Consider the following 20,327-nt stretch of genomic DNA (forward strand, 5'->3'; position numbering starts at 1 on the left):
TTCCCGCTCACGCGAAGGCTGATCGAGTGAACGCGCGCAACACGCCCCGAACGGCACATCAGATCGAGGTCCGGGGGCTGTCCCGCACCTTCCACACCACTGTCCGCCGCCCCGGTCTCGTCGGCGGTCTGCGCTCGCTCGTCAATCCGGACCGCGTGCCCAAGTACGCCGTCTCCGACGTCTCGTTCGACGTCGCCCCGGGTGAACTCCTCGCCCTGCTGGGCCCGAACGGCGCCGGGAAGTCCACCACCATCAAGATCCTCACCGGCATCCTGACGCCCACCTCCGGGGAGGCCAGGGTCGCGGGCGTGGTGCCGTACCAGGAGCGGGAACGCAACGCCCGTAATATCGGCGCGGTGTTCGGCCAGCGCACTCAACTGTGGTGGGACCTGCCGGTGCGCGAGTCGTTCTCGATCCTGCGGGACATCTACGAGGTGCCGAAGGCCCAACACGCGGCCCGCCTGCGGGAGTTCGACGACCTCCTCGAACTGTCGTCGTTCTGGGACACCCGCGTCCGCCATCTCTCCCTCGGCCAGCGCGTCCGCTGTGACCTGGCCGCCGCGCTGCTGCACGACCCGCCGGTCGTCTTCCTGGACGAGCCGACCATCGGCATGGACGTGGTCGTGAAGGAACAGGTGCGCGAGTTCCTGCGCCACCAGGTGGAGGAACGCGGCCGTACGGTCCTGCTGACCACGCACGACATGACGGAGGTGGCCCGGCTCGCCGAGCGGGTCGTCCTCATCAACCACGGCCGACTGGTGCTCGACGGCACCCTCGACGAGATCCGCCGCAGGTTCGGCTCGACCTGGCAGATCCGCGCGACGCTCGCCGACGCGCACGCCGAGGCCGTGTCCCTGCCGGGCATCGCTCTGATACGGCGGGACGGACCGCAACTCGTCTTCGGCCCGGACGGCACCGGGGGGCCGACCGTCCACCAGGCGCTGAAACAGGTCATCGAGCGGTACGAGGTCACGGAAATCGCCATGGACGAGGCCGAGTTGGAGGACGTGATGCGGGCCGCGTACGTCCAGGCCGGCCCGCGCGCCGAGGAGACCTGAGATGGCCGCCCCGCACGCCTGGCGCGCCGCCCGTGTCACCCCGCTCGGCGAACTCCTCGCCCCGCCCCGCATCACCGCCGCCCTGCTCCGGCTGACGGTGCAGATCGTGCTGGTGGCGTCCCTGTGGCGCGGCCTGTACTCCCAGACCGGCACCACCGCGGGACTCACCCGCGACCAGGCGGTGACGTACGCCGTACTGGCAGTGCTCGCCTCCCGGCTGCGGGAGTTGGACCAGTACGCGGGCCGGGACACGGTCCTTCAGCACATGCACTTCGGCACGATCATCTACTGGTATCTGCGCCCGCTGCCGCCCCAGCGCTACTACGCGCTGCGGGCGTTCGGCGAGCAGCTGTACGGGCTGGCCTGGGCGCTGACGGGATATGCCGTCTGCCTCGCGGCGGGCGTCGTGGAACCCCCCAAGTCACCAGCGGTGGCAGGGGTGTTCGCACTGAGCATGCTGCTGGGCCAACTCGTCCTCTACTACGTCATGCTCCTCATCGACCAGTTGTGCTTCTGGACGCTCCGCAACGGGGCCGCGATGCTCATCCTGATCTTCGCGCAGAACCTGCTGTCCGGTGTGTACGCGCCGCTGTGGTTCTTCCCGGACTGGTTCATCACGATGAGCCGCTTCCTGCCGTTCCAGGCGACGCTCAGCGTGCCGCTCTCGATCTACGTGGGCCGGATCCCGCTGTCCGACACGGGCGCCCAACTCGCCCTCCAGGCCGCCTGGGTGGCGGTCCTTTCCCTGTTCACCCGGTTCCTGTGGCGGCGCGCCGCCCGCCGAGTCGTGGCCCAAGGAGGTTGATACGTGTGAAAGCCGTCCGGATCGTGTGGCGCATCACGCGCCTCAACTTCCGTGCCCAGCTGGAATATCGCACCGAGTTCCTGCTGATGATCGCGATCGGCGCGATCTGGCAGGTGTCGGTGATCGTGTTCGCCACGGTGCTGCTCACCCGGTTCTCCGGAATGGGCGGCTGGGACAGCTCCGACGTGCTGCTGATCCCGGCGACCCGGATGATGGCGCACGGCCTGATGGTGCTGTTCCTGGGCCGAATGCACGGCCTCGGCCGCTACATCCAGGAAGGCCGCATCGACATCTACCTCGTGCGGCCGATGCCGGTCCACCGCCAGGCACAGCTGGAGTACTTCCCCACCAACGCGATCGGCGACCTCACGGTGGCGGGCGGCCTCATGGTCGGCGCGCTCAGCCGCAGCCACCTGGACTGGAACGCGGGCCGCATCGCGTATCTGATCGCCGCGCTCATCGGCGGTATGCTCGTGGAGGCGGCGCTCTTCACGACCGTGGCCTCCGCCTCCCTCCGCTTCCCGTCCGCGGACTACTGGAGCCGCTGGATCGAGGACCTCCTCGGCACCTTCGGCAACTACCCGCTCAACGTCCTGCCCCGCGCGGTCGGCGGCTTCCTCACCTACGGCCTTCCGCTCGCGTTCGTCGCCTTCCTCCCGGCGGCCGTCCTCACCGGGCACGGCCACGACATCGGGGTGCCGTACTGGCTGGCGGCGGGCTCACCCCTCGTAGGCCTGCTGACCTATCTCGGGGCGCGGCTGCTGTGGCGGTGGAGCCTCAGCAACTACACGGGGGTGAACGGGTGACCGCGATGGAGTGACTCAGGTCACTCAAGACCCGTGCAGCAGATCCATGGGCTTTCCCGTCGAGGAGGGGTGACAGGAAGGGAGGAGCGTGTGGATCTGGCAGCCAAGTGGGCAACGGACGCGAGGAGCAACGGTGTCGGGTCGATGGAGGGGGACTTCCATGGATTCGTCGCCGCCCGGTCGGCCGCGCTGTTCCGGGGCGCTTTCGTCCTGACGGGCAGCCGCGACGCGGCGGAGGACCTGGTCCAGGAGACCCTGGAGCGGGCCTGCCGCAAGTGGCGCACCATCAGCGCCAAGGACGCCCCGGACGCGTACGTACGACGGATCATGGTCAACCTCGCCAACGACCGCTGGCGAAGATTCCGCCGTACGGCTCAGCACCCGGTCGACGGCGAGCCTGCCGCACCGGGTGACGAGTACGGACGGATCGACAGCCGTGACCAGTTGGTGCGCGCTCTTCAGCAACTGCCCATGCGGATGCGGACGGTGGTGGTGCTGCGGTACTTCCACGATCTGTCGGACGCCGAGATAGCGGCGGACCTGAAGATCTCGCAGAGCACCGTCCGTTCCCAACTGGCCCGTGGAATCGGCCAGTTGAGAAGCCAGTTCCCCGCACTCTCCGCCCCTTCATCACAGCAGCTCACGGAAGGAACCCGATGAGTACGTACGATCCGCGGTCCTCCGGCTGCACACCTTTCGAAGAGGAACTGATCAACGCCATGAACGACTTCGCGCACTCCACCGACTCCCCGGCCTTCGACACGGTCGGCATGGTCCACCGCACCCGCCGCAGGCGGGCCACCCTCGTCGCCGCCTTCGCCGCGGTCCTGATCACGGCGGGCGGCGGCACGGCGCTCGCCTCCATCTCCGGCAGCGCCTCGCAGACGACGCCGGCCGCCACCACCGTCGACCACGCGAAGGCCACCTTCCTCCTGGGCGGTCTCAAGGAGCCCATCGTGGTCGACCTCACGGGCCAGGACCTGGCCACGGCGAAGGCCCTGTTCGAGAAGGCCCAGCTCAAGCTCGGCACGGTCGTCAAGGTGGTCAGCCCCGGCTGCAAGCCGACCTCGGTCGTCGAACTCACCCCCCACAGCCCGAAGATCGTGTTCAAGGGCGACACGGTGAACGTGAAGCTCTGCGCGCGCTGACCGAGTCGACCGGGTCTACCCGGTTGAGGGCCCGGTCCTGGGCGTGCGCGCGCGAGCCGCTCAGGACCGGTCGGACGCCGGCTTCAGCACCCGTATCCCCGGTATCGGCGAAGCGACCAACCACACCGCCGACAACGCTCCCCCGACCGCCGCGACCACCAGCGTCACTCTCAACCCCATCAACGTGGCCACTTCGCCGCCGACCAGTGCTCCCAGCGGGCGTACCCCGTAGTTGACCGTGCTGTACGCGCCGGCCACGCGGCTGCGCAGGTTGTCCGGGACGACCGATGCCTGGAGCGAGTTGAGGTTGACGTCGAAGAGCATGACACCGAAGGCGGAGAGGAACTCGGCGGCGCCCAGGATGCCGAGGCGGGTCCAGGTCGGTCCGGTCGCCGCCGCGATGAGGGCGATGGGGGCCGGATACAGGACGGCCCCTACGACGATGCTGCGGCCGATGCCGATCCGGCGGGCGATCGCGGGGGACGCCACCGCGCCGAGGAGGCCGCCCGTGGCGCCGATGCCGAACGCCAACCCGATCGCCCCCGGGGAGAGTTGGAGGGCCCGGTCGGCGAACAGGACGACCAGGCCGGTGCCCGACAGGAACGTGAAGAAGTTGACGGTCGTGGCGCTCAGGAGGCCCGCGCGCATGACGGGCTCGTGAAGCACAAAGGCCAGGCCCTCCTTCGCACGCCGTAACAACGAAGAGCCCGCCGAGACTTCACGCAGCGGCTCGTCGACCCGTGTGCGGCCGACCAGGATCGCCGACGCCACGAACGACAGCGCGTCGGCGAGCACCGCGACCGGTGCCGTCAACGCCTGGACCAGGCCGCCGCCGACCGCCGGGCCGGCGATGAAGGACACCGATCTGCTCGCGCTGAGCCTGCTGTTCGCCTCGACGTACGCCGTCGGCGGTACGAGGTGGGCGAAGAAGGACGAGTAGGCCGTGTTGAACACGACCGCCGCCGTGCCGGTCAGCAGCGCCACCGTGTACAGCTGACCCAGCGTCACCGTGCCGAGTGCGTAGGCGATCGGGAGCGTGAGGAGTACGGCGGCCCGGAACAGGTCAGCCAGCAGCATGAGTTGACGTTTGCCGGGGCGGTGGTCGACCCAGGCGCCGAGGAACAGGCCGAGCAGGTTGGGGGTCCAGGCCAGGGCGGTCAGCCAGGCGACCTGGTTCGCGGAGGCCCCCAGCGCGCCAACCGCTATGAGGGGCAGGGCCAGTTCGGAGATGCGGTCGCCGAACTGGGAGACGGACTGACCGCACCAGAAACGTACGAAACGGCGGTCCCGCCACAGCGAGTCCGGCGCGGGCCGAGTGATCCGACGGCCGCTCACTCCGCCGGGTCCGTGTCGGGGTCCTCGTCCCCCGCCGCTTCCGGCAACACGTACATCAGCAGGCGGACATCCCGGCCGTCCGGTGGTCGTCGGTCCGGCTCGCGGATGACGTACGGCGCGATCAGCGCCTCCAACGCGTCCTTCAGCGCGGCCAGTTCGGCCGCCGTGACCACGATCCGGGTGTTGTTCGCGGCGGCCAGCCTCGACCATTCCGGCTCAAGGTCGGGCGCCGTCTCGGTGAGCCAGCGCAGGGGCAGGTCGGCGTTGCGCGCGAACATCTCCCCGGTCAGCACCCGCGCGGCCGACCAGCCCTCCGAGTCGTCCGCGTCCTCGGGCATCTCGAACCGGAAGCCCCGCGCCACCACCGCCCAGCGCCGCTCCCGCCGGTCCGTGCCGCCCTCGGCGTCGCGGACCAGGCCGAAACCGGCGAGATGGCGCAGATGCCAGCTGGTGACGGACGGGGTGGCACCCACGTGCGGCGAGAGCCGGGAGGCGGTGGCCGGGCCGTGGCGCTGAAGGCGTTCGAGGATGGCGAGCCGCACGGGGTGGGCCAGTGCCCGCATGGTCTTCGGGTCGGATATCTCCATGTCGCCGAAGCGGTTGCCGGAATCCATGGTCTGAGAGTGTTCTCTCAGAAAGTCCGGGAGTCAACTCTCAGATTCGGCCGGGCAGTTGAGGCTCAGGCCTCCGGCTGTGGTGTCAGGCGTTTGTGCCCCTTCCTGTCGTAGTACTGAACCATCGCGAAACCGAAGATCAGACCGATGGCCGTACCGACGCCGATCATGGTCCAGGCGCGGGTGAGACCCGCGTCGCCGCGTGCGTCGAAGTAGAGGATCGCCCTTACTCCGTCGCTGAGTTGGCGCATGGGCTCGAAGTGGGAGAGGAAGCGGTAGAAGCCGGGGACGGCCTGGAGGGGGACGGTGGCGCCGGAGGACGGCAGGCCCAGGACGATGAACACGAACATGGAGACCAGCTGGCCGATGCCGCCGAAGGCCGCGTTGATCGCCTGGACGCCCAGGCCCACGGCGAGGGCCGCGCAGTAGGAGTAGATCCACAGCAGCGGGATGTGGGTCGCGTCCATGCCGAGGATGCTGACGCTGGCGAGCATGATCAGGGAGACGCTGAGGAGGGTGATGCCCGCCGTCATGACCATCTTCAGGAGCAGGGTCTGGGTGCGGTTGATCGGGACCGTGGGGCGGCGGGTGTGCCAGGGGCCGATCTCGTTGTCGGCGTAGCCGAGGGCGGTGTCGACGCCGTTGCTGATGACGTTGCCGCCCATGAAACCGGCCAGGACCAGCAGCAGGGTGTAGTAGAAGGCGGTCAGGCCGATGCCACTGTTGTTGCCGATGGGGTGGCCGACCTGGGTGGCGATCCGCACCGGGTCGGCGAGCAGCAGCTGCTGCGTGGAGTCGGCCTTCGGGGCCGCCGCCGTGAGCTGCTTGCCGATGGTGAGCGAGGCCTTCAGGGCCACGGTCGTGGAGATCTTGCTCGCGAGGGAGGAGCCGAGGCTGCCCTTGCCGGGGTTGGTGAGCACGGTGATCGTGGGCCGGGAGGTGGCGTTCGTGGTGGTGAGCGCGGCGACGGAGTCCGTGAAGCGGGCGGGGATGACCAGGGCGCCGTAGACCTTGCCGGAATCCAGCTCCTTCTGGGCCTGGGCTCTGGTGAGTTGGCGCCAGCCGGCCGCGCGGCTGCTGGTGTCGGTGACGATGGAGTGGGCGATCTGGGTGCCCAGGTTCTGCCGCTGCCCGGGGAGCGGGTCGCTCGTGTCGCTGTTGACGAGGGCGATGGGCAGGTCGTGCAGCTCGCGGTTGGGGTTGACGATGCCGCCCATGTAGAGCAGGGACAGCAGCAGCGCGAGCAGGCCGGTCAGCACGGTGGGGATGAGCCACAGCTTGGGGCGGCCGAGGAGTGCGGTGGCGCGGAGGCCGGTGGGGGCGGGGGTGCCGGTGTCGTCGTCCATGGTGGTCAAGTCTGGTGCCGGAGTCCGGTGGCGGCGGTGTGGAAACACGGCGGACGCCCCACTTGTTGCCTACGACTACTCTGGCCTCCTCGGTTTTCGCAGGTCACGGAGAGGTGGTGGGCCACGGTGCCGCGTGCGGGACTCACCGCCGACCGGGTCGTGGCGGCGGCGGCCGACCTCGCCGACGAGGTCGGCTTCGAGAACGTCAGCCTGTCCGCGCTGGCCCGCGGCTTCGGCGTGAAGGACGCGAGCCTGTACTCGCACGTCAGGAACCTCCAGGATCTGCGCACCCGGGTCGCGTTCCTCGCGGGCGGCGAGCTGGTCGACCGGATCGCCGTCGCGGTCGAGGGCCGCACCGGCCGGGACGCGCTGGCCGGGTTCGCCGACGCGTACCGGGCCTACGCCCTGGCGCACCCGGGCCGGTACGCGGCCACCCAGATCCGTATCGACCAGTCCCTGGTCGCCGCCTCCCCCGCCCTGCGCCGCACCGCCGACATCACGTACGGCCTGCTGCGCGCCTACGGCCTGGAGGAGCCCGATCTCACCGACGCCGTACGGCTGTTGCGCAGTACGTTCCACGGCTACTGCGCGCTGGAGTCCACCGGCGGCTTCGGCGCGCCGCGTGATGTGCGGCGGTCGTGGGAGCGGGTGGTCGACGCGTTGCACACGGCTCTGACGCACTGGCCGCGGGAAGTCGCGGACGGCTGACGGAGACGCTCGTTCCGGTCCACGCCCCAGCCGCATCGCTGACCACTTAGACTGGAAGCTTCGCGAATGCCACGTGCCACCCTGGGGGGAGGGAGCGCGACTTGTCTCAACAGCAGCTGGGACGTGGTCCCTTGAGAGCGCCGGGAACACCCGGTCCGGTACCGCAGGGCGGGAGTCCGCCGGCCCGGTTCGTGGGCTGGCTGGGCCGGTTCGGGTGCCTGGCCGCCGGATACGCGGTGTTCCAGTTCCTGTTCGAGGTGCTGCCGGACTCGATCGCCGGGGCGCCCGCCAAGTATCTGATCTCCGGGCTGAGCGGCCTCGCCACGGCCGGGATGACCTGGCTGGCGGCGGCCCTGCTCCGGGCCCGCACGTCCGCACCCGCACCGCTCACCGCCCCCGCGCCCCCGGCACCGGCCGTCCCCGGCCCGCTCCCACAGGTCTTCGGTTCGGCCTACGACACCCTCGTCGCCCAGGTCGCCGAGGTCGACGACCCGGTGCGCGGCCGTCTCATCGGCTGGCCGCACTCCCTCCTGGAGCTGGACGGCCCGGCCCGGCCGACCTCACTGGCCACGGCCTACGGCCTGCACATCGTGCTGGACCTGGGCGTGCCGGACGGACGGCTGCACACCGGCGATCTCATCGACACGCTGTGGCGGCTACGGCTCCAGGGCGGCGGCTGGTCGGCCCGTTCGCAGGGGGCGGTGGCCCGCCCGGAGGTCACCGCGATGGTGCTGGGCGCGCTGGCCCGGGCGGGCGCCTCGCGGGAGCGGCTGGCGGACGAGGTGGCCCGCTGCGAGGCCGGGTTCACGCCCGAACTCGACAGTACGGGACGGGCGTTGACCCATGTCGTCACCACCGTGATGCGGGGGCTGCTGCGCGCGGCACCGGACGCGCCGATCCTTCCCGTGCTGCGGGAGGCCCTGGTCGACGGCGCGCTCTCCGACCCGCAGCGCCAGCACCGCCGCTGCTGGAGCCACCGCCTGGCGGTGCTGCCGTGGGCCGTGCACCCGGCCCGGCAGCCCGCCCAGCCCTCCGCCGTGCACACCGCGCAGGCCGTGGTCGCCCTGGACCGGGCGGCCCGGGTGCTGGGCGAGGGGCCGGTAGAGCGTGCGGCGCGCGAGGACGGGGTGCGCTGGCTGCTGGCCTGTCCGGCGACCGCGCACGACGCCTGCGCCGATCTGGCGAACCTGCGGGAGGAGGTGCGCCGCCGCCACCCGGACGACTCCTCGCACCACGAGGTGCTGAACGTACGGCACTTCACCGCGAGTTGGATCGTCCGCGCGCTGCTCACCCCGGGCGCCCTGGAGATCGCCCGGGAGGACGGCCTGGAGGAGGCCTGGCAGGAGCGGCTGAACGGGGCGGCGGGCGCGGTGTGGGCGGCGCAGACCGACGGGATCTGGTCCTGGAGCCGGGACGGGTCGATGTTCACGACGACGGAGGAACTGCGCCAGCCGATCTGGATGACCTATCAAGGGCTTTCGGCGCTGCGCGCACATGCCGTATGGATGTATCAGCCGGATACTCGAACGAGGCCGGTGTGAGGGCGAGTTGGGGAGTGAGTGCATGGGTGGTCGGCAGATCCTGGCGGCGCGACGGCTGCTGACCGAGGCGCTGGACGGCGACCTGTCCGACTACGGGACGGTGACCGCGGCCCGTGCCGTGATCGCCGAACTGGGCTCTCCCGAGCGGCTGTTGGAGCTGGTGGCCGAACTCGCCTCCGGCGAGGGCGATCCCGAGCACTGCGCCGGGCTGTCGTACCGTCATGTCCTTGGTTTCGACAAGCTGTTGCTGATCGACGGCGGGCCCCGTCACATGCTGCGCGCGCACCTCTGGCATCCCGAAGCGGCTTCGATCGGCGCGGAGGACATCCACAACCACCGTTCCCCGCTTGCCTCTTACGTGGTGCGGGGGCGGCTCGCGATGGAGCTGTACGAGGCGCGCGGCGACGGCGGGATCACGGCGGACCGGTACGAGGAGTCCCTCGCCGGGCGCAGTGCCGACTGGACGCTGCGGCCCACGGGACCGGCGCGGCTGCGGCTGACGCATGTGGGGCAGTACACGGCGGGCAGCGCCTACGCCCTCCCGGCGAACACCCTGCACCGGGCCTGGTGCGACACGGACGCACCGACCGTGACGCTGTTTTTGGAGACGGGGGCCGAACGGCGGCGCCACACCGACGTGTTCACGGCCGGGGGCCCGCATCCGGGCGCGGTGGCGAAGGTGCCGCTCGATGTGAAGGACTATCTGGGCGCGTTGAACGATCTGGCGGAGTCGCTCAGAAGTTCGTGAGGGCCTGGCGTACGACGTCCAGGTTGTACGCGTCGATGTCGAGGCCGGAGTCGGCCAGTTCGGACGGCCTCAGCCAGCGGTACGCCTGATCGGGCTCGGGGAGAGTGATGTCCCGGGTCAGCGGCCTGACCAGGAAGTTGTCCTGCCAGTTCTTGGTCTCGCGGCCTTGATACTCGCTGACGAAGGACGACTCGCCGATCTTGCGGACGATCTCGCCGAGCAGCCCGGTCTCTTCCTTGAGCTCGCGCAGCGCGCCGTCCTCGGATTGCTCGTCCGGCTCCAGCTTCCCGCAGGGAACGCCCCACACCCGGGGCAGGAATCGCTCGGTCGCGCTGCGGCGCACCAGAAGCACGCGCCCGTCGTCGTCCATCACGACGGCAGCGGCCAGCCGCTTCTCGCCGGGGTCCATGGTCATGGTTCCTCGGTCCCTCGCCGGAGATGAGTCCAAAGGGTCTGATACCCAGGAAAGCATCCAACGTACCAGGATCGGCCCGCCCGGGCTGTGGAGCCGGTCTCACCTCCAGAACATTGCACCAGGCACCACGGCAACCTCCTTCGCGCGGGCGGCGACTTGGGGGCATGACCAACGCAAGACGCACCACTTCGCACCGTCGCCGCGACCCCCGCCGCATCGCCCGCAAGCCCCTCGCGGGTTCGCTCGCCGTCGCGGCCCTGCTGGGCGGCGCGTGGTACGCGACCGCGGCGACGGACAGCGGCAGCGGCGGCTCGACCGCGGCCGGGACGACGACCGCCTCGGCGTCCCCGTCCAACGACGCGGGCGCCGACGGCTCCGCATCCACCGCGGCCACGACGACCCCGACCGCCTCCCCCGCGAAGTCCACCCCGAAGGCGGTCGCGAAGACCCCGGCCGCCGCCGCCAAGACCGTGACCGGCACGCTCTCCCCGACCAGCACCACGCTGGCACTCACCGCCAAGTTCCCTTACCTGACGGCCGGTTACAACAACACCCGCCAGTGGACCCGTACGACCACGGCGGTGGCCCCGAACGGCACCCTGCGCGTGGCCTGGCCCGCCGCCGACGGCGTCCATGTCACCCCGCTGAACGCCGCCGGACTGCGTTCGGGCGCCGACACGGTCGTCAAGGGGGCCAAGGAGGTCGGCGGTCTGGTCGCGCACAACGACGGCTTCGCGCTGCTCACCCGGGTCGCCGACACCAACAAGTGGAAGGAGACGGCCGCCGCGATCGTCCGCTACACGAACGGCAAGCAGACCTTCTCCACCAAGCTCACCGGCACCGCCTCGAACGACACCTCCCCGGGTCTCGACGGCCAACTCACCTGGAACGGCGGCAAGTACGGCGCGTACTTCGTCGTCCACGGCGCGGGCGGCTTCGCGGACGGCCACTTCGGCGACAAGTTGGCGTACATCAGCGCCAAGGGCGCGAAGCTGAGCGGTGGTTGGAGCTGGGGTTGCAGCCACAACGAGGGCATCGCGCTGCACGCGGAGACCACCGGCGCGTTCACGTCACTCTGCTTCGACGACTGGCGTTCCGGCCTGTTCGTCTCCACCGGGATCGGCGCCCCGGACGTGGCGCCGGTCGTGCAGCGGGAGCAGTGCTGGGCGGGGTACTGCGGTGGTACCTTCCCCGGCCGCACCGGTGACCTGGTGAAGTCGGCGAGCGGCCGGTACGCCACCGCCTTCGCCTCCCGTGGTGCCGCCTCGGCCAAGAAGAACTCCGCCGACTCCAGCGGACGCGGCTGGACGGTCACCCCGAGGACGAGCACCCACCAGGTCGCCATCGCCTTCATGGCCAACCGCAACTCCGGCCCGGGCAAGGCGATTTACCTCACCAGCGCGGCGGGCACCGAGAACGTCAACGTGCACGTGGCCCCGTACGGCAAGGACCGCCTCCTGGTCTCCTGGGAGTCCCTGAAGGGCGCCAAGTGCGCGGCCGGCACCTGCACCGGCACCTTCACGGGCACCCACCTGCGGCTCATCGACTGGAACGGCAAGTTCCAGAGCGCGGACAAGGTCGTGAGCGCCCGGATCAGCGGTGACATAGCGGTCCTCAAGAACGGCACGCTCACCTGGGCGTACGCACCGGTCACCCCGACCTACGCGACCCCGCTCAACGGGGCGTCACCGACCGCCACGAGCCTCCGGATCGCCCGGTTGACTCCGTGAACCGGTAGTCGGTCCCCTCGACGGCGAGGGCATCCACTTCGCCGTCAACCACTCTGCGTTCCTCTCAGGGCCGAGGCGATGGCGCGCCCTGTCTCACGTGCGGTGAGATAGGGCCGTACATCGTGGGCCTTGGCTCCGTTGTGCACCAGGAGGTCGGTGACCCGATCACCGAACGCCGGTGCCAGCTCCTTGGTCAGGGCCACGACGTCGCCCCGGTCCGCGATGTTGGTCCAGTGTTTGACGGGCGCCGGCCAGCGGGCCCGTCCGTCGCGCGGGGCCGGTTGGAGCCTGTCGAGGACCAGGCCGTGCACCGCGAGCGGCGAGCCGAGGGTGACCAGAGCGAGGTCGGCCAACTCCGGGTGGGCGCACAGCACTTCGTAGGCGACGACCGAGCCCAGCGAGTGGGCGACGACGACCTCGGTCCGTTCGGTCAGGGCGGCGAGGAAGCGTTCCTGGACGGCGCCGCGCACGTCCGGTTCGGTGAAGTAGCGGCGGACCTGACGGGCGTCGGAGATCAGCAGCCGATCGCTGAGACCGGTGAAGAAGGCGGAGTGGCTGAGGGCGTTCAGGGCGCGCTGCACCAGGTGGGGGGTACGGCCTCGCGCTGCCGCGTCCGGTCCTGGCACCCGGCTCTCCGCCCGGGCCGCCGCCTCCCACCAGGCGAGCAGCAGGTCCCGTTCGAGCCCGTCCTCGACGTCGGAGGCATCCAGTTCGGGCTCACCGAGGCCCCGGTGACCCGCGGGACGGAACACATCGCCGTAGAACGCCATGGTCACGTCCCGCCGTTCGAGCGTAGCTCCGGCGAGGGTGACGCCGTCGGCGAGGGCCGGGTACCAGTCGGCGAGGAGGGACTCGGGGCCCTTGTGCTGCTGGGCTATGCCGTGGAGGAGGACGAGGCGGGTCATGGGAGGTCTCCGCGGTTTGCCGGGGCATCGGGGATGTTCACACCGAGAACGACGGCACCCATGGCGGTAGCGATGGAGACATGGCCGGTGTCGGCCACCGCCAGGCCGTTGATGCCACCACCGACGTCGAGTTCGGCGGTCCAGCCCGCGGAGCGCGTGTCCCAGATCCGTACGAGGCCGTATCCGTCTCCCGCGACAAGGATCGGGACACCTTTGATGTCAGCCGACCCAAGTTGCACTACGGCGGAGGGAAATGGTTCAAGATCGGGACCCGCGGACACCCCGCTGGTGAGATCCCAGAAATGCACACGGCCATCGCCGGTGCCCGAGACGACCAAGTCACGGTCGAGTCGGAGGAAATCGACGCTGTACGCGGTCATGGACCGGCCCGTGAGCGGATCGAGGACGAGGTTGCCGGTACGCACATCCCACAGCCGCACAGTGCCGTCCAGGGAGGCACTGGCCAGGAGATGCGGGGCACCGAGTCTGTCCGCGCCCCGGAGGTCTGTGACCATCGAAGTATGGCCGGTCATCGGTGGACAGATCGGAGCCTGGGTCCGCAGATCCCAAACGTGCAGGGCGAAGTCGTCCGCCACCGACACGGCGAAGGTCCTGCCGTCCACGGTGTGCAAGGACGTCCTCCATGTCGTACCGGGCCGTTTCCCGAGCCTCTGACGCGGGTCGAAGGTCCAGATGTCCGCGCCCCACCAACTGCTCGTGACGACCACGGTCCGTCCGTCCACTCGGGCGGTCGCCATGTCGTAGAGCGAGTAGTGGATCGACGTGACGTGCGGGCCGACCTGATGTCCGTCGGCGAGGTCATGGAAACGCACGCCACTTGTTCCGCTGCCCGTGACCACCATGGCCCGGCCATCAGTGGCCGGCAGGATGCTTGCCGCGACCAGATGACGATCCGCTCCGCACAGCGGTTCGCCGGAGGGAGACATCGTGGTGAGATCCCACACCCGGACTTCATGACAGAAGGCGGTCACCGCGACGGGTGTTCCATCGACCGCGCCCATCGCCGGCGCCGGGCAGAGGCGCATGCCCGACAGCCGTGTCTGCCCCTCCAGCGGGGGTCCCACGGCTTCGGCCGTTTCCAGGTTCCACACCCGGGCCGTGTCGTCGTAGGCCACGCTGGCCACCCGGACCACCCCGACGACGGAGGAGAGCGTGGCGGCCAGGACCCGGCTGGTGTGACCGATGAACGGACCACCGATCTGGGCGCGCGTCAGGATGTCGTGCACGTACACCCCGTTGCCTTCGCGTGTCGACAATACGACCGGTCGGTCGCCGAGAAAGGCCACGCCCAGAGCCTCGGTGTACGGGGTGATGTCTTCAAGGTCGAAGTGGACTTCCGGTGCTTGCGGTGTCCGATCACCCACCCGCCAGAGATACGCGTGATCACGCTTGGTCGCGACGGCGATCTCCAGTTCACGGCCGACGCCGCGCACCCTGAGGTACTCGATCCCGCCGATGTGGCCGGAAAGGGGCGGCGCCACGAGTTCGCCGGTGCTCTGGTCCCAGATTCGGACCGTGCCGTCCTCACTGCCGCTGACGACGACCACTACGCCGTCCACCTCGCCGATCGCGACGCACCTCACGGCGTTGGTGTGTCCGGTCAGCGGCGGCCCCAACGGCTCGCCGATGAAGGGATTCCAGCGCCTGACACAGGTGTCCTCACCACCGGTCACCGCAATGGTCCGTCCCCCGGCACTGCCCAGGGCAACAGCCTGCACAGCGCCCAGATGGCCGCCCATCGGCCGCCCGATCTGGGTGCGTGCGCGCATGTCCCACAGCCGGGCCGTTCCGTCAGCCCCACCCGTCACAGCCAGGGGCCGCCCCAACGTCTCCTGCATGTCAACGCAATACACCTGTCCGCTGTGCGCCTCGGCGGGTTGGTCGGCCGACAGGTCCCAGATGCGGGCCGTGCGGTCACGACTCACGGTCACCGCCAGGGATGCGTCCCCACGGCTGGTGAGAGCCGCGGCACGGATCTCGTCGACATGGCCACGCAGCGGGGGGCCGAGCTGACGCAGGCTCGGCAGGTCCCACAGACGTGTCTCCTCCCACCCGCTGGTCAGAGCGACCACACGACCGCGGAACCGCCCGATCTCGGCCGAAGCGACGCCGCTGCGACTGAAGTGGCGGTGAGCGACGGCGGGTTCGCCGATCTGCCGACGAGCGGCCAAGTCCCACAGGCTCAACATGCCGGTCCTGTCCCCGACAAGCAGGATGGTGCAGCCGTCCACGTGCCCCGTGCACAGCGCTGTCACCGCTTCGACCGACCCGATCAGCGGGCTCCCGTCGACACGTGCGTCACCACCGCCGGGCACCTCGGTGAGGTCCCAGACACGGACCGCCTTGTCGTCTCCACCGGTGATGGCCACCGGGCGTCCGTCGAGTTCCGTCAGGGCCGCATCCCTCACCGTGCGCCGGTGCCCGGACAGATCGGCACCGAGTTGTCTGCGCTCGGCCAGGTCCCAGATCCGCGCGGTACCGTCACCACTCGCCGTCAGCACGACCGGACGCTCCCCGAGCGCACCGATTCTGATGGCCTCGATTCCGTTGGTGTGTCCGGTCAGGGGTTTGCCGTACTCCTGGCCCGCCGAGAGGTCCCAGATCCTGACCGTGCCATCAACTCCACCGGCCAACGCCACGGTGTATTCGCCGAGTTCTCCGATGGCGACCGCGCTCACGGCAACCCCCATTGCCAGCGGCTCGCCGATCTGCCGCTGGGTGGTGAGGTCCCACACCCGGACCGTCGCGTCGACGCTGCCGGTCACGGCCACGGGCCTTTCGTCGAGATCGCCCACGGCGACACAGTCGACCTGCTTGGTGTGTCCGCTCAGCAGCCGGTGCGCACCACTCGCCGACCACCACGCCCAGCGTGCCGTCCACGGCAGTGAGACCCCCAACCGGTCGATCCGGTCGGCCAGTTCGTCCGCTTCGCAGCGGCGGGCGGACAGTTGCAGGTCGGCCGCACGGGCGCCCGGCGCGCGGTCGGGTGTCAGGCGGTGCGCCACCTGCTCGTAGGCGGTACGGATACGCCGCGGAGCCTCACCGTCTACCGAGGCGAGCGCCCTCAGCAGCCCGAGCGTCTCGCAGACCAGGAGAAAGCCGGGATCTTCGATGAGTTCCGCGAGCCGACCCGCGGCCGCGGCATGGGTGGCCAGGTGCTGCCGTACGTAGGGCACCGCCCCGAACCAGTCCCGCCGTCCGTCGGCCGCAGCGGGCACGACCGAGACGAGTGCCTCGACGACGGAGCTCTGTATGTCGGCGATCGCCCGCCCCGCGGTCTTGCGCAGATGCTCCGCCAACGCCTTGTGATACAGCCGATACACCGAGCGCCGGTCGTCGTCGACCACCTCCGCGACGTACGCCTCGGCCACGTCGAGGGCCCAGGAGACGTCCGCCTCCGTGCACTCGATCCCGGAGATCACGCTGCTGAGCCTGGTCCAGATGCTCCCGCGCGGGAGGCCGGTGCCCTCGGAGAAGGCGAGGGCGAGCAGCATGCGGCGGACCCTCGGCTCGTCGGGGCCGAAGCGGGCGAGGTAGTCGTCGAAGGCCTCGCCGATCTCGCTGGGCAACTCGTCCGCCCAGCCCGGGCGTTGGATGTCGACGGCGACGCGGTCCGAGCGCAGGGTGCGGGCGGTGGTGCGGGCGTAGAGGTACACCCCGGCGGCCCTGGCCGCGACTCCCGCGGCGACGGCCCGGGCGAGTTCGGGACGGTCGCGATAGGGGCTGTGGACCTCGGGCTCGTCCGTGGCGAGGAGCATCTTCGTGACGTATCCGGCCACGTCGTCCCGCTCCGCCTGGTAGCCGGGGCGGTCGAGGTCGATGCAGTGGAAGGTGGAACCGAGCGGGGTGACCAGTTCGTGGCGGGTGCCCACCAGCAGCCGTACGCCCTGGATCTCGGACATGGGCCGCAGCAACTCGCGGGTGATCCGGCGGGGTTCGCCGTGCCCGCCGGCGTCGGCGGCCGTGTCGGAGCCGGCCTCGTCGACCGCGTCGACGACGATGACGACCGGCGGGCCCTTGCGGCCGCGCCGGGTGAGTTCCTGGAGGAGGGCGGCGGAGCCGTCGACGCTCACGCCCAGGTTGTCCGCGATCCGTTCGACGATCTCGTCCAGGCGCTTGTGGCGGGCGTGCACCGCGGCCGTCACACAGCCCTCGGGGACGACCGTCGCGGGGTCGAGCGCACCGAGGTCGAAGCGGGGACGGTAGCCGGGATCGGACAGGGCGACGACCCGGCCGAGGACGGCCGACTTGCCGCAGCCCGGCCGGCCGGTGACGACCCGGCCCCGGCCGTCGCCCTCCTCACCGGTCAGCCATGCGGTGAGTTCGGCAAGCACACGGGCGCGCCCGCTGAAGTACAGGCCGTGCTCGGACTCGAACTCGACCCCTCGTGAGCGCGGTCCGAAGTGCTCCGCGAGGTCCTGCCCGGCCACCCGGCGCTGGATCTCCAGATCCGTGCCGATGGGCGGTAGTGCCTCCCGGTAGCCGGAGTTGGGGAGGAAGGGCGCCAGGCCGGTCACCAGTCCGCTGGCGAGTTCGGCTCGCTGGCCGAGGCCGTCCGCCTCGAACCGCTCGTTCACGGCCTTCACCAGTTCGGAAAGGTCGAGGTACTGCTGCCGCTGCCCGGTCCGCCCGGTGGTGATCTCGACGGCGGAGGTCAGCGCCGCGACGAATCGGCCTTCCTCGGCGATGTCCTTGCGGCGGGCGGAAGCGAGAAACCACAGGCCGCTGGAGGTTCCGTCACCGCCGTGACGGTAGGCGAGCGACTGCAACGCTAGCGCTGCGGCCTCCGCCCCGCCCGCCCCGCCGGAGCAGGTGTCCAGGACGAGCAGCAGATGGCGCAGTTCACCCCGGCACAGGATACGGACGAGGTCCTCGGTGGCCAGGGCCGTGGTCGCCGCGTCCTCGTCGGCCCGGGAGTCCCAGCACATCAGGTAGTGCCGGTCACGGTCCTGGACCAGGCCGTGTCCGGCGTAGTAGAGGACGACCACGTCGTCGGTGGTGAGGGCGGCGTCGGTGGACCAGTGGCGCAGCTTCTGGCGGATCTGCTCGGCGGTGTCGTACTCCCCGAGGCCGGGCAGGACGGGCTGGTATCCGAGACCCGCGAACAGATCGCGCACGGCGCGCGCGTCCGCGGGGACCTGCCCCAGCTGTTCGTGCGCCGGGAGATGGCAGTACCGGCCGACACCCAACGCGAGAAAGAATCGCCGACCGACCCGCAGCGCCATCACACGTCCCCCCGCAGCACTTCCGTCCACTGTAGCGGCGCGATCACGCTCCGGGAGCGCCCTTGGCGCATGCCCAACGACCTTGTCTCCGGGCTCTGTTCAGCCGGAGACCGTGACCTGACCCAGCCCCAGTCGTACTTCGTGCACGGGTCCGTCCGTCCAGCGAACGACGAAAGCCTCCGGGCCGGCCACCTCGACGGCGACCGCTTCCGTCAGCGCCGCATCAGCCTCGGCGGTGACCGTTCCCGTCAGCGCCGAATCCGCCTCGGCGGCGAGCCGGACGAGCGCCACGAAGAGGCCCGGCTCGGCGCCGACGGCACCCGTCAACTCACCGACGGCACCGGTCTGTTCCTCATCGACGCCGTCCGGCGTGGCCTTCACCTCCACCAGCCCCGCCACAGGCAGGAGTTCGGAGCGCAGTCCGTCGCCCGCGGCCCAGCCGGTGACCCGGATCTCCGTCCCTTCGGTCACCTCCGTCACGCGGAACGCCCGTACCTCCACCGCGCCCCGCGCCAGCACGACGCTCGTCACCTCGCCGCCGCCACCCGTCCGGTGCCGGGAGGCAGCCCACCCCTCCCCCACTCCCAACGGCACGATCCCCGTCCGGCTCGGATCCCCGCCGACGATCACGCTGTTGTCGTACGACGACGAGGGCGCCGTAGCCGTGGAGTAGGCGAGGCGTGTGTAGTACGGGTCGTAGCGGACGTCCTCGCTGCCGTGGTTGTGGAGGCGGACCAGGCCGTCCGAACTGGTGGACTGGAGCAGCCAGTTGGCGGGGGCGATCGGCGTGACGGCGTCCGCCAGTTCCGCGGGGGCCGGTTCCTCCGTCGCCGTCCACACCTCGTGGTCCGGTGGGAGGAGCAGGCCGAGGAATCCCTTGCTGGCCCAGTACGGGGACGCGGGGCCCGAATAGCCTTGCAGGACCGCCTCGTCGGGGCCGTGCCAGCCGAGGGTCAGCAGGCCGTGGTCGTCGACCGCGCCCCGGTCGAGGAAGTACTTCAGGGCGCCCGACGCCAGCCGTCGGGTCTCCCCCGGCGCCAGTGGCGTACGGCCCGTCAGCGCGCCCAGCCACAGCGGAGCCGTCGTCGCGAAGCGGTACGTGAGGGAGCGGCCCTGGTGCATGGGGGCGCCGTCGGCGGCGAACAGGCGGGCGTAGTCGGCGAGATGGCGTGCCAGGCGGGTGCCGTAGAGGTCGAGGAGTCGGGTGTCGTCGGCGAGCCAGGCGTGCAGGACCGGGTAGAGGTGCATGGCCCAGCCGTTGTAGTAGTCGAACTTGCGGCCGTCGCCGTCGGTGTACCAGCCGTCGCCGACGTACCAGTCCTCGATGCGCGACAGGCCCCGGTCGATCGCCTTGCGGGAGGCTTCGGGCTCGTGGCCGATCTCCTGGAGGAAGCCGCCGACCGTGACGGGGAACAACTCCCAGTTGCAGGGCCAGGGTTGGGCGGTGAGGGCGTCCGCCAGCCAGGCCGCCGCGCGCTGTCGTACGGGCTCGTCGAGGCGGTCCCAGAGGAGGGGTCGGGTCAGGCGCAGGGCGAGGGCGATCGAGGCCGCCTCGACCAGGGGCTGGCCGCGGTCCTCGATGCGGGGCCAGCGGCCCGCGACTCCCGCGGCGAGTCCGTCGGCGTAGCGTGCCAGCGCGGTCTCGTCGCGGCGGAAGGCGGCCAGCAGGAGCGTGCGGGCGTAACCCTCCAGGCCGTCGGAGAGCCTGCCGGACCAGCTGGTGTGGGTGCCGGGGAGGTGGTAGAGCGCGCGGTCCTCGGTGGCGTACGGCTCCACGGCGGCGAGGAGGGCGTCGGCTGCCGTCTCCCAGTGGGCGCGGGTGTACCCGGTGCGGGGGCTCAACGCGCGGTCGTCGGAAGGCAGTTGCATCGGCTCACTCTCACGGGCGACGGGTGCGGCGGGTGAAACCTGGGGCGCCCCGG

General features: G+C 70.6%; 16 protein-coding genes. 9 read left to right on the forward strand and 7 right to left on the reverse strand.

Going from position 1 to position 20,327, the window contains the following annotated elements:
- Window positions 1-26: 26 nt before the first annotated feature.
- From ACWIHT_RS09665 to ACWIHT_RS09685, 5 genes are all read left to right on the forward strand, one after another.
- Window positions 27-1,058: an ABC transporter ATP-binding protein gene (locus ACWIHT_RS09665; protein WP_456166230.1), complete on the forward strand. Its 1,032-nt coding sequence runs from the start codon at window positions 27-29 to the stop codon at window positions 1,056-1,058.
- 1 nt (window position 1,059) lies between these two features.
- Window positions 1,060-1,863 carry an ABC transporter permease gene (locus tag ACWIHT_RS09670; RefSeq protein WP_456166232.1) on the forward strand — a complete coding sequence of 268 codons (804 nt, stop codon included), beginning with the start codon at window positions 1,060-1,062 and terminating at the stop codon, window positions 1,861-1,863.
- Complete coding sequence (locus ACWIHT_RS09675; protein WP_456167095.1) at window positions 1,863-2,669, forward strand: ABC transporter permease; 807 nt, start codon at window positions 1,863-1,865, stop codon at window positions 2,667-2,669. The genes ACWIHT_RS09670 and ACWIHT_RS09675 overlap by 1 nt, the downstream gene beginning before the upstream one ends.
- 90 nt (window positions 2,670-2,759) lie before the next feature.
- A complete protein-coding gene (locus ACWIHT_RS09680; RefSeq protein WP_456166234.1) occupies window positions 2,760-3,329 on the forward strand; it encodes a SigE family RNA polymerase sigma factor in 570 nt (189 codons plus the stop codon).
- Window positions 3,326-3,817 carry a PASTA domain-containing protein gene (locus ACWIHT_RS09685; protein WP_456166236.1) on the forward strand — a complete coding sequence of 164 codons (492 nt, stop codon included), beginning with the start codon at window positions 3,326-3,328 and terminating at the stop codon, window positions 3,815-3,817. The genes ACWIHT_RS09680 and ACWIHT_RS09685 overlap by 4 nt, the downstream gene beginning before the upstream one ends.
- A 60-nt stretch (window positions 3,818-3,877) precedes the next feature.
- Here the strand turns inward: ACWIHT_RS09685 and ACWIHT_RS09690 are convergent, their stop codons facing one another.
- From ACWIHT_RS09690 to ACWIHT_RS09700, 3 genes are all read right to left on the reverse strand, one after another.
- A complete protein-coding gene (locus tag ACWIHT_RS09690) occupies window positions 3,878-5,152 on the reverse strand; it encodes an MFS transporter (RefSeq protein ID WP_456166238.1) in 1,275 nt (424 codons plus the stop codon).
- Entirely contained in the window at window positions 5,149-5,766 is a 618-nt protein-coding gene (locus ACWIHT_RS09695; protein WP_456166240.1) for an ArsR/SmtB family transcription factor, read from the reverse strand. Before ACWIHT_RS09695 ends, ACWIHT_RS09690 begins: the two co-directional genes overlap by 4 nt.
- Before the next feature lie 65 nt (window positions 5,767-5,831).
- Window positions 5,832-7,112, reverse strand: coding sequence for a YhgE/Pip domain-containing protein (locus ACWIHT_RS09700; protein ID WP_456166242.1), 1,281 nt, complete (start codon window positions 7,110-7,112; stop codon window positions 5,832-5,834).
- 126 nt (window positions 7,113-7,238) lie between these two features.
- On the opposite strand from ACWIHT_RS09700, the gene ACWIHT_RS09705 reads away from it, so the two are divergent.
- The 3 genes from ACWIHT_RS09705 to ACWIHT_RS09715 all read left to right on the forward strand — a co-directional run bounded on the left by ACWIHT_RS09705 (window position 7,239) and on the right by ACWIHT_RS09715 (window position 10,109).
- Window positions 7,239-7,820 carry a TetR-like C-terminal domain-containing protein gene (locus tag ACWIHT_RS09705; protein ID WP_456166244.1) on the forward strand — a complete coding sequence of 194 codons (582 nt, stop codon included), beginning with the start codon at window positions 7,239-7,241 and terminating at the stop codon, window positions 7,818-7,820.
- A gap of 131 nt (window positions 7,821-7,951) precedes the next feature.
- Window positions 7,952-9,361: a hypothetical protein gene (locus ACWIHT_RS09710; protein ID WP_456166246.1), complete on the forward strand. Its 1,410-nt coding sequence runs from the start codon at window positions 7,952-7,954 to the stop codon at window positions 9,359-9,361.
- Between the two features lie 22 nt (window positions 9,362-9,383).
- Entirely contained in the window at window positions 9,384-10,109 is a 726-nt protein-coding gene (locus tag ACWIHT_RS09715; protein ID WP_456166248.1) for a hypothetical protein, read from the forward strand.
- On the opposite strand, the gene ACWIHT_RS09720 is transcribed toward ACWIHT_RS09715, so the two are convergent.
- Window positions 10,096-10,518, reverse strand: a complete 423-nt coding sequence (locus ACWIHT_RS09720; protein WP_456167097.1) for an NUDIX hydrolase — start codon at window positions 10,516-10,518, stop codon at window positions 10,096-10,098. The genes ACWIHT_RS09715 and ACWIHT_RS09720 overlap by 14 nt on opposite strands.
- 170 nt (window positions 10,519-10,688) lie before the next feature.
- Here ACWIHT_RS09720 and ACWIHT_RS09725 point away from each other — a divergent pair, with 170 nt between their 5' ends.
- On the forward strand, window positions 10,689-12,254 hold the full coding sequence (locus tag ACWIHT_RS09725) for a hypothetical protein (protein WP_456166250.1): 1,566 nt from the start codon (window positions 10,689-10,691) through the stop codon (window positions 12,252-12,254).
- A gap of 44 nt (window positions 12,255-12,298) precedes the next feature.
- Here the strand turns inward: ACWIHT_RS09725 and ACWIHT_RS09730 are convergent, their stop codons facing one another.
- The 3 genes from ACWIHT_RS09730 to ACWIHT_RS09740 all read right to left on the reverse strand — a co-directional run bounded on the left by ACWIHT_RS09730 (window position 12,299) and on the right by ACWIHT_RS09740 (window position 20,274).
- Entirely contained in the window at window positions 12,299-13,159 is an 861-nt protein-coding gene (locus ACWIHT_RS09730) for a hypothetical protein (RefSeq protein ID WP_456166252.1), read from the reverse strand.
- The gene (locus ACWIHT_RS09735) at window positions 13,156-18,405 is read right to left on the reverse strand and encodes a caspase family protein (protein ID WP_456166254.1); all 5,250 of its coding nucleotides are present in this window, start codon (window positions 18,403-18,405) and stop codon (window positions 13,156-13,158) included. The genes ACWIHT_RS09730 and ACWIHT_RS09735 overlap by 4 nt, the downstream gene beginning before the upstream one ends.
- A gap of 99 nt (window positions 18,406-18,504) precedes the next feature.
- On the reverse strand, window positions 18,505-20,274 hold the full coding sequence (locus ACWIHT_RS09740) for a DUF2264 domain-containing protein (protein WP_456166256.1): 1,770 nt from the start codon (window positions 20,272-20,274) through the stop codon (window positions 18,505-18,507).
- Window positions 20,275-20,327: the final 53 nt, after the last annotated feature.

Source organism: Streptomyces sp. NPDC002276, assembly GCF_053891435.1.

What these genes read in the sequence shown, in the direction of transcription:
- ACWIHT_RS09685 (WP_456166236.1), top strand. Translation starts at nt 3,326, where the DNA reads ATGAGTACGTACGATCCGCGGTCCTCCGGCTGCACACCTTTCGAAGAG.
- ACWIHT_RS09715 (WP_456166248.1), top strand. Translation starts at nt 9,384, where the DNA reads ATGGGTGGTCGGCAGATCCTGGCGGCGCGACGGCTGCTGACCGAGGCG.
- ACWIHT_RS09730 (WP_456166252.1), bottom strand. Translation starts at nt 13,159, where the DNA reads ATGACCCGCCTCGTCCTCCTCCACGGCATAGCCCAGCAGCACAAGGGC.
- ACWIHT_RS09725 (WP_456166250.1), top strand. Translation starts at nt 10,689, where the DNA reads ATGACCAACGCAAGACGCACCACTTCGCACCGTCGCCGCGACCCCCGC.
- ACWIHT_RS09670 (WP_456166232.1), top strand. Translation starts at nt 1,060, where the DNA reads ATGGCCGCCCCGCACGCCTGGCGCGCCGCCCGTGTCACCCCGCTCGGC.
- ACWIHT_RS09735 (WP_456166254.1), bottom strand. Translation starts at nt 18,405, where the DNA reads ATGGCGCTGCGGGTCGGTCGGCGATTCTTTCTCGCGTTGGGTGTCGGC.
- ACWIHT_RS09700 (WP_456166242.1), bottom strand. Translation starts at nt 7,112, where the DNA reads ATGGACGACGACACCGGCACCCCCGCCCCCACCGGCCTCCGCGCCACC.
- ACWIHT_RS09740 (WP_456166256.1), bottom strand. Translation starts at nt 20,274, where the DNA reads ATGCAACTGCCTTCCGACGACCGCGCGTTGAGCCCCCGCACCGGGTAC.
- ACWIHT_RS09720 (WP_456167097.1), bottom strand. Translation starts at nt 10,518, where the DNA reads ATGGACCCCGGCGAGAAGCGGCTGGCCGCTGCCGTCGTGATGGACGAC.
- ACWIHT_RS09695 (WP_456166240.1), bottom strand. Translation starts at nt 5,766, where the DNA reads ATGGATTCCGGCAACCGCTTCGGCGACATGGAGATATCCGACCCGAAG.